The following is a 6,000-nucleotide window of genomic DNA, read 5'->3' on the forward strand; positions in this document are numbered from 1 at the left end:
CGATAAGTGCAATGTACGTGGCATCAGCTTAAGGAATGGGGTGGTTGTATTATTATGCGCCGACGGAGAAGTCGTCTCGTCATCTGGATGAACTACAGAGGAGCGCTTCGAATAGCCGTAGGAGTGTTCGTCGTCCTCTTGACAGCCATATTGCTCACTCAGGACATGCCCGTATCACGGACTTGGACGTATTGGACGCTGCCGCTGTCCGGCCAGACCATTGCCATAGATGCAGGGCATGGCGGAGCAGACGGTGGGGCTGTGAGCAAGCAAGGAGTGGTTGAGAAGGATCTCAATCTCGCTATAGCACTCCAGCTTCGTGATTATCTTCAGGAAGCAGGAGCTGTTGTCATCATGACCCGCGAGGGCGATTATGATCTTGCCGATCAAGGGACACGAGCATACAGCAAGCGCAAGACGGAGGATCTGCTGAGGCGGGTTGAACAGATACGAGAGAGTAAGCCGACGTTAGTCTTAAGCATTCACATGAACAGCATACCTTCACCGAAGTGGTCTGGCGCTCAGACGTTCTTCTACCCGAACCATCCGGATAATCAGCGGTTAGCCGCACTGATTCAAGATGAGATGAAGCGCAATCTGGAGAATACGAAGCGTATCGCAGCTACGGCGAATACGGTCTACCTGCTGAAGGCGCTGGAGGAGATGCCAACCGCACTGGTTGAGGTAGGGTTCCTGTCCAATCCTGGTGAATCCCAGCTCCTTGCCGATGCGAATTACCAGCGTCAGGTTGCAGCGTCCGTGTACCAAGGCATTCTCAGATTCTGTGCGGGAGAGAAGGTTCCAGCAGCTGCAACGGGGCAGCAAGAGCTGGAATAGCGGATGTAACTCGTAACACGGCTGACCAAGAGCATGAACCACATGAACGACACCATTCCACACCCTGAGATCTGCCCACCTGCGGAGAAGCATTCCCCAGCCTGCTATGTTATAATGATTACAATCTATCCCTATTAAAAAAATGCAACTACATAAAGGTGGGACTCTCTATGTTAACACGTGAACAAGTGATTGCCGCCGCTGAGCAAGCGGCCGCAGCCTTCGGGACGAACGCGGATGCTGTCGTCATCCGCGACGTCATGGTCAAGGACCGTCAGGTATCCTTGACGGTCCTGACCTCGAGCGAGGAGGCGAAGCCCTCGCTCGAAGCCGCGCTGCGCGAGGCGCTCGTGCGCGCCGGGGCCGGAACCGTGTACTTCCGGTTCCGCCCCATGGGCGATCACGAGCGCGCGGAAGCGCTCGCGCCCCGCGGCACCGCGCCTGGCGGCAGCGCGGGTGAAGCGCCTGCTCCGCAAGGCGCTACTGCTGCCGCCGCTGGCGCGGCCAAGACTGCCAGCCCGCCGCCCGTTCAGGGGCACGGGGCTGGGCTGTCTAACCCGCTGCTGGATCCAGCCAGCGGGGTGCAGTTCATCGCCGTCGCCAGCGGCAAGGGCGGCGTCGGCAAGTCCACGGTGACCGTGAACCTCGCGGTCGCCTTGGCCCGGCTAGGGAAGCGCGTCGGCATCATCGACGCCGATATCTATGGCTTCAGCGTGCCCGATATGATGGGCATTGAAGAGCGGCCGGAGGTCGTGAATGAACGCGTCATCCCGATCAAGCGATTCGGTGTGAAGGTCATCTCCATGGGCTTCTTCGTGGAAGACAACTCTCCGATCGTATGGAGAGGGCCGATGCTCGGCAAGATGCTTCGCAACTTCTTCTCTGAGATTGAGTGGGGAGAGCTCGATTACTTGCTGCTCGACCTGCCTCCTGGCACGGGGGATGTCGCCTTAGATGTGCATCAGATGATCCCTCAGAGCAAGGAGATTATCGTGACGACTCCTCATGCGACAGCAGCCTTCGTCGCTGCACGCGCGGGAGCCATGGCGATCAAGACCGAGCACGAGATTATCGGAATCGTGGAGAATATGTCTCACTTCACGAACCCAGTCAATGGACAGCCAGAGTATATCTTCGGCAGAGGCGGCGGTGGGCGATTGGCGGAATCTCTGAATTCCGAGCTGCTGGCTCAGATACCGCTTGGTCAACCGGACAACCTGCCGACCGAGCCGGAATTCTCACCATCCGTGTACAAGCAGGATACAGAGATCGGCATGCTGTACCTCGACCTGGCAGATCGCATCATAACCAAGTGCGAGCAATAGGGAACAAGCTCGAAGCTCTTCAAGCAATGGAGCACGCAGCTCCAAGCCTTCGATCTCTAAGCTCTTAACTGCCAAGCCCTCCTTCACACCGACTCCACAACCAAAAAGCCCAGCACCGGATGAACCGCATCATTGCGGATCACCGAAGCTGGGCTTTTTTTTCACAACTGCCTTAGTGAACCTTCATATCTCCGCAACCTTACCTTACCTCACCTCACCAATCCCTGCACTCACGATGCCAGCCAATCGGTCCAGCGATCAACTTACAAGCTAATCTACATCCCGCCGTCTTCACCGCCGCCATCTTCTTCACTACCGCCTTCACCGCCACCGGAGTCCTCTTCACCGCCATCTTCTTCTTCCTTCTTCTTCTTCTCGACCTTCTCATCGGGCTTAGGCTTAAGTTCCGTTCGGACAGCTTCCTTCATCAGATCGAGCACTTCGACCCGGAACAGGGGATTGCCCATCGCCTCCTGCATCATCGTCATCACTTGCTTGCGATATTGGGTGCTCTGAAGCACCTCGAGAATCATTTTATCCATTTCCGGGTTCTTCATGACCTTGATGAGATCGGCTTGATAGCTTGGATCCTTGAGCAGCGCCTTGTGAATCTCCTTGTTCTGCTTGTTAACAGCCTTGGCGAATTCGCCAGCGAACTTCGTATCCGTCATTAAGGACTTAATGACCTTGTCATATTCGGGAGAGACCAGGACATCCTTCACGGACAACCTGACTTGTTCCTGATCCTGTACGGACAGCATAGTCGTACCGCCAGAGCCTTTGTATCCTGATGCGGTAGATTCCTGGAGTGCCTTCTGGGCATCCTCGGTTTTCAGAATATCGATCACCATCGACTTCATATCTTTATAGCTCATCTGCTGACTGCTGCCTCCGGATGGTTCCGCTCCGCAGCTGGTCAATACGAACAACATAGCCGTTATGAGGACAAGATGTGCCCAATAGTTGCGCATTCCTTCACAATCTCCCTTCTGAGCATGGTACCTAACGGTATTATGCTTCAATGTTCACGGGATTATCATGGACATCCATTAGCTTTTTAGCCCGTTCGTGGTAAAATAATGGGTGACAATAAGGGGGTTTACACATATGAATTTAAGAAAATGGTTCTTCCTATTCTGGAGCTGCATGGCCGTAGGGGGCATTGTCACCGTCATAAGCGGTTTGATTATGTATTGGACAACCGGGGACTTCGAATTCGCGGAGATCAGCGGGTTGAAGGCTACAGGCTTTAATGCCATGATGATGCTTATCGTAGGGGTCATGTTTGGCGCGTTTAGCCAGATGGGCTTTTTTGCGTATTTGACTCTTAACTTTATTGCACTAAGTGTGTTCCGACGCAGCTATCTATGGAATGCGCTGCAAGCTTACACGACATTATTTGCCGTAATTGGACTAGGCTACTTGCTGTTCACAGATCGAGAGAATAACTGGTTCTTCTGGCTGCTTCCGCTGCTCCTCATTCTGGGCTCAGCAGGGATAGCTTCCATTAAGGTGAAGCAGACGAACGGCAGTGCATATGTTCCCACGTTATTCCTCATGTTCGTCGTGACCTTCATTGAAGCTTGGCCATCATTCGATGGGGAGACGAACATGTCGGCTATCGTATTTATGATGATCCCGCTCTTCTTCTGCAATGCCTACCAGATTCTGATGCTTCACCGGCTCGTAGGCACAGCGAAGACCGACTCAGCAGAAGGAGCTGCCAAGCCGGCCCTATAGGACCATAAGTATTATTCTGCTGCATCCAACCGGTTACCTAGTGTAGAGGGAGCTTGCTCGTTAACGCTCTTGCCATCCACCTCGGTCTGGGCGATAAGTCCTGACACCGTTACGAACTCGTAGCCTTTTGCCCGCAGCTGGGTAACGATAGCAGGTAGAGCTTCATGGGTTTGCTTCACGGAATCACTTGCATGCATCAAGATGATATCTCCGTTGTGAGCTCTGGTGACGACACGGTCAATAATCTTATCTGTTCCGATGTTCATCCAGTCCAAGGAATCCGTATCCCATTGAATGACCTTGTAGTTCAGCTGTTCCGCAATGCGAAGCACACGCTTGTCGAAGTCACCGTTAGGCAGACGGATGAGATTAGGCTTTTTACCAGTCAGGTTAGATAAGATAGAGTGAGCCGTCGTAATCTGAGTGCGAATCTCCTCGTCGCTAAGCTTGCTGTAGTTGTCATGCTTATGCCCGTGGCTGCCAATTTCGTAGCCGGCGTCCACGATCTTTTTGACAATGTCAGGATGGGATTGACTCCAGGGTGAGGATAGGAAGAAGGTAGCCTGCTTCACGTTATTCTCCTTCAGAATATCAAGGATGGGCTCTGTGCGCTTGTCCCCCCATGAGATGTCGAAGGTCAGGGCAATGACTTTCTTATCTGTCGGAACACTGTAGATGGCAGCTGGCTGCTGCGGGGCGAACACCGTAATATTATCCCGCTCTGCATAGATGACACCCACGGAGAACACAATGGCAGCCATGATGAAAAAATACCTTTTAATCTTTCTTCCGTTCATAACGTAGAAAAAGTTCATCTTAAAGGGCTCTCCTCTCTAATGTAAGCTTGTTCTAGTACAATCTATGCTCGTACATCTAACTTATTCATGCTTGTTTCCTTCAAGCGTCCATAGACTAGGAGGTATGCTCTCATGTTTCAATGGAGCGCCATTCGCAATCATCTGCGTGACATGCTGCCTTATATCAGGTTTGGCTTTATCCTGTTTTTTGCCGGAATCATCATTGGGGGGACGAATACCGCATTCGAATCCTTCATCCAAGGTCAGATGAACTCACTTAAGCAGATGGGGGACTCCATTGAGGATTCTTCGAACCCGACCCTAATGTTCATGATCATCATTTTCCTGAACAATGCGGTGAAGGCCATCTTCGTTATGTACCTCGGTGCCTTGTTCGGCATCATACCTCTGTTGTTCCTGCTTGTGAACGGTATGGTTGTAGGTTACCTCATTCACCATACGTTAATGGCAGAGGGAGCGGGTTATACCCTTGATCTTATCGTTCGAGGCTTGCTCCCGCATGGGTGGATTGAGATACCAGCCATTGTACTTGCCTGTGCGTACGGCATGAAGTTCGGAACACTGGTGCTAAGCGGACTTGGCCAAGTGCTCAGGCGCAAGCAAGGAGCGTTTGCCTCTGTAGAGAGCTTTGTTGTTCGTACTATCCCGATTATGGTTATTCTAGTCGTGGCCATGCTTGTAGCTTCTATTATTGAGAGTACTCTTACCGTTTGGTTAATCTCTTTGTAATAAAATTTCCATTATTTGAGCATAACAGTAAGGCGGCGTCTTTCGCGTTTAGCGAGGATGCCGCTTTTTTTGTTCCCGCCCTGGCTGTAACGCTTGAATCTCTAGGGCTGTTCGCTGTTCAACTATAAGGAGGCCGCTACGGTTATGCTCGGAATACTATTCAACGACAAAGAATGCAAAGAACTCGACTACGTCCTGCGCAAAGAGCTGGACGAGATGCTCCTTGACCTGAACGACTCCCGCTTGGATGGCGATATTAAGGGTGCCATTACCCGCCGCTACAAGATAATCTTCCGTATGTATGCCCGCATTGCGACCCCTAAGGAACTTTCCCGCTATGCCCTTAACATCCGTAATTACAAGTAATTTAAGTGCATAAACTTTTTTTGCAAAAAAGGGTTGCATAATGTTATCGGTCTGTGATATATTATTTCTTGTCGCCGCTGAGACATAGGCGGTTGACGAGAGTAAGAAATGAAGAAGAAATTGTTCTTTGAAAACTGAACAACGAGTGAAACTGCCCCGATCGAAAGATCGGAAAGCAATAAAGC

Annotated in this window: 7 protein-coding genes; 5 read left to right on the plus strand and 2 right to left on the minus strand. The window is 51.6% G+C overall.

Translation table 11 applies throughout. The annotated features are described in order from the left end of the window. Nucleotides 1-54 precede the first annotated feature (54 nt). The gene (cwlD, locus tag ACFO9Q_RS15115) at nt 55-837 is read left to right on the plus strand and encodes an N-acetylmuramoyl-L-alanine amidase CwlD (RefSeq protein WP_379183471.1); all 783 of its coding nucleotides are present in this window, start codon (nt 55-57) and stop codon (nt 835-837) included. Nucleotides 838-1,007: 170 nt separating this feature from the next. Then, nucleotides 1,008-2,162: a P-loop NTPase gene (locus tag ACFO9Q_RS15120; RefSeq protein WP_379183473.1), complete on the plus strand. Its 1,155-nt coding sequence runs from the start codon at nt 1,008-1,010 to the stop codon at nt 2,160-2,162. A 275-nt stretch (nt 2,163-2,437) separates the two neighbouring features. Here ACFO9Q_RS15120 and gerD read toward each other — a convergent pair whose 3' ends face one another. After that, nucleotides 2,438-3,133, minus strand: a complete 696-nt coding sequence (gene gerD, locus ACFO9Q_RS15125; protein WP_379183475.1) for a spore germination lipoprotein GerD — start codon at nt 3,131-3,133, stop codon at nt 2,438-2,440. Nucleotides 3,134-3,269: 136 nt separating this feature from the next. Between gerD and ACFO9Q_RS15130 the strand changes: the two genes are divergently transcribed. Beyond that, complete coding sequence (locus ACFO9Q_RS15130; protein ID WP_379183477.1) at nt 3,270-3,902, plus strand: KinB-signaling pathway activation protein; 633 nt, start codon at nt 3,270-3,272, stop codon at nt 3,900-3,902. An 11-nt stretch (nt 3,903-3,913) separates the two neighbouring features. Here ACFO9Q_RS15130 and pdaB read toward each other — a convergent pair whose 3' ends face one another. Continuing rightward, on the minus strand, nt 3,914-4,717 hold the full coding sequence (gene pdaB / locus ACFO9Q_RS15135) for a polysaccharide deacetylase family sporulation protein PdaB (protein ID WP_379183479.1): 804 nt from the start codon (nt 4,715-4,717) through the stop codon (nt 3,914-3,916). Nucleotides 4,718-4,831: 114 nt separating this feature from the next. On the opposite strand from pdaB, the gene ACFO9Q_RS15140 reads away from it, so the two are divergent. Together ACFO9Q_RS15140 and ACFO9Q_RS15145 are read left to right on the plus strand one after the other, a co-directional pair. Then, a complete protein-coding gene (locus ACFO9Q_RS15140) occupies nt 4,832-5,449 on the plus strand; it encodes a stage II sporulation protein M (RefSeq protein WP_379183481.1) in 618 nt (205 codons plus the stop codon). A 144-nt stretch (nt 5,450-5,593) separates the two neighbouring features. Continuing rightward, nucleotides 5,594-5,815, plus strand: coding sequence for a hypothetical protein (locus ACFO9Q_RS15145; RefSeq protein ID WP_379183483.1), 222 nt, complete (start codon nt 5,594-5,596; stop codon nt 5,813-5,815). Nucleotides 5,816-6,000: the final 185 nt, after the last annotated feature.

Source organism: Paenibacillus sp. GCM10023252 (assembly GCF_042653305.1).
Taxonomy (GTDB): Bacteria; Bacillota; Bacilli; order Paenibacillales; family Paenibacillaceae; genus Pristimantibacillus.